Annotated in this window: 1 protein-coding gene and 2 pseudogenes; all 3 read right to left on the bottom strand. The window is 38.1% G+C overall.

Annotated features, from left to right (window positions below; all coding sequences use genetic code 11):
• Positions 1-66: 66 nt before the first annotated feature.
• Positions 67-576, bottom strand: coding sequence for a hypothetical protein (locus P20652_RS12460; protein WP_008167311.1), 510 nt, complete (start codon positions 574-576; stop codon positions 67-69).
• Between the two features lie 21 nt (positions 577-597).
• Positions 598-2,549: pseudogene (locus P20652_RS17725) on the bottom strand (EAL domain-containing protein).
• Between the two features lie 26 nt (positions 2,550-2,575).
• Positions 2,576-2,913, bottom strand: a pseudogene (locus P20652_RS17720) (hypothetical protein); the annotation flags it as partial.

Genomic DNA, 2,913 nt, shown 5'->3' with positions numbered 1-2,913 from the left:
AAAGTAACGGCTCCAAAATAAAAACGACAGCCAATTGGCTGCGTTTTTATAATATTGCAAAGGCAGTTAGTTAATTACTTCTGATATACCTGCATCACCACCAGTGCCGCCGGCACCTTGCGGTACTGCAGTTGTTGGTAAAGTAACAATTACCGGAGCAGCAGGAGCTGGTGCGCCACCTGGGCCGGCTGCTGTTGCTTCAGATGCAACAGTAGCATCAACGCCTGCAGTAATTGCAGCTAAAGTAACTGCATCGCTGTCAATACCTGCAGCAGTCATTGCAGCCAAAAAGTTAGATATTAATGGGCTGTCAGCTCCAATTGCAGCAATAACATCGTTCATCATTGCATCAATTTGGTCAGGGGTACAATCGCTACAAATTGCTAAAATTGCGGCAGTCAAATCGGCTTCAAGCTGCTCAGGCGATGTTTGAGCCGTGGCATTATTTAAAATGGTTACCAAAGCACTTACGTTTTGCGCAGGTGCAGTTACACCAGTATCAGTTTGTGCATAACTAGGTAAAACTGTAAGTGCAGATGCACCAGCAATTAGGCCAGCTAATAAAAATAATTTCATGTCTCGTCCCTTGGTTGAGTTCTAATTACAAAATTTTAGCGCATCGGTGCAAAAAGTAAACTCTTTATTTACGCCATTATTATTAGTTTTGACTATTTTAGAGGGAGGCATAATTAAATTACCTTGCACACCGTCGCAGCCTAAGCTTTCAAGTATCTTTAAAGTCTCAGGTTTTTCAATTAAACAGGCTAAAACTTCAATGCCAAAGCCATGACAAATATTGTTCACTGTTTGAATAAAAAATTGGCTTTGCGTGTTATCAAGAAGGTCTTGAATATAACTACCATCAATTTTTACAAACTCAATGTCTAAACCCTGTAAATACCTAAACGACGTTAAACTCGTTCCAAAGTGCTCAATACACACACTAATACCAATATCTTTAATTGCATCTATATGCAAACTGGCAACATGCACATTGTAGAGTAAACTAATTTCGTGCAGCTCAAACAACATATTGTTTTTAATAATAGGTTTAGTGTTAGCGTATAAAGTAAGCCACTGAATAAAATCGGTAGAATATAAAGACGCCTTACTTAAATTAAGTGCAAAGATATCTTTAGGGTACTGCTCTTTTACATTAACAAAGTTACGTATAATTTTTTTGTCTAGCTCTTCGGTTAAATTGAGTTTTTCAGCCATAGCAAATAAATGGCCATTATTAACTTTTTCACCTTCAAAAATAAAATGTGCAAACACTTCAAAATAACATTGCTCGCGTTCTGACTTCGCCCGTTTTACAGCCTGCACCGAAAAACTAACTTCTCCCGAGTCAATAATAGACTGAATAAGCGTACGCCATTGTTTAACACTAAATAAGGTGTCTTTATCTATTTTATTAGTAGCAGCAGTTTCGCCTATGGTGCAACCGGTATCAAGTGCCGAAAGCACACTACCCAGGCTCGAGCCTTTTTCTACATTAACAAACGACAAATTAGCAAAACCGTTTACATGTAGGCTGTTTTTCTTTTGGCTAAAGGCATCGTTAATATCTAGCCGAGTTTTATTTAAAAAAGGCACATCAAAAGGGGCTAGCGCAATAAAGGTACTGCCGTTTAATTTAAATAGCTTAGTGTTAGTTAGCTCGCCTAAAATGTGCTGCAGCGTAGTGCTTACATCTTTAACATGCGCGTCACCATCTTGATAACTAACACTTTGGTTTATATTTGTAAGTGAAGGTAGGGTAATCATCATTGCGGTAAGTGGAACATCGGTGGTTATTGTGTCAACAACCGAGCTAAAGTGATTTTCAAATAACTTGCGATTACCTAACCCAGTTAAAGAATCAATATAAACTTCTTCAGTTAAGGCTTGTGTTTGTTTAGTTAACGAGTCAAACGTACTTTGTAAGTTAATAACCATATTATTTATAGCTTTGGTTACAGTGCGCAGCTCTCGTGCAATAGGTATTTGCTCGTTTAATGTAAAGCGCTTACGAGTCACAAGATGAGCTTGATGTTCAACTGCTTTTAAAGGTTTAAATACTTCGCGTAATATTAAAAAAGCAACCGCAAGCGAAGCAATTAGTATTAAAAAAGAACCATAAAAGCTGCGTTTTGTATGCTCCCATAACGTAACGTAAGACTGGCCAGTATGGCTTGTAACCTCAAGTATACCCGCCATGATCCACCCATTATTCAGTTCCGACTGCATAGTGGGTGCTTTTAAACTACTCAAAGCAATAAACCAATCAGGCACAGACTCAACACGCTTAGGATTTTCCAGATCAAATACAACTTGGCTTTGTGAATTTGTAAATTTAATTTTTTGTAGTAACCAGAATCAAAAATAGCGGTAGCCATTGTTTCGGCTATTACTAAATTTTCTGAATCTAAATAAGGCGAAATAGAAAGCCCCAAGCTAGTGGCTGTATCTTGTGCATGGCTACCCATTTGGGTTTGTAAGTAATCGCGGGTGGTTTCAACATCTGTAACTACCCTAACCACAAATGAAACAACCGAAATAACGATTATTAAACCGTAAACTTGGGTTTTAAGACTTAACCCATTTTTAAAAAAGTCGAGACATAACTGGTAGTTCCTTTAATGTTACTTTTAATGGGAGCAAGCTCACCATGTTCAATTCGCTCTAGCATGGTGTTCCAAGCAGACACACCACGGCTATTTTTTACCTTATTACCTAGGCCTTTCGACTTAGCTAACCAAAGCCCTTGACCATTAAAACTGTAAATAGGCGTTAAATCGGGGCGTTTATTGGCCGGCAATAGTTTAGTATTAAAATTACCTAAAACAAGGGGTATTTGGTTAGGTTTTTCAAAGTATATTAAAACCATGTGTGGCTGATTAACTGTACGTTGGCGCACATACATTAAGCGTA

This window comes from Pseudoalteromonas sp. BSi20652 (assembly GCF_000239855.1).
Lineage (GTDB): Bacteria > Pseudomonadota > Gammaproteobacteria > Enterobacterales > Alteromonadaceae > Pseudoalteromonas.
This window is presented reverse-complemented; position numbering and strand designations above follow the sequence as displayed.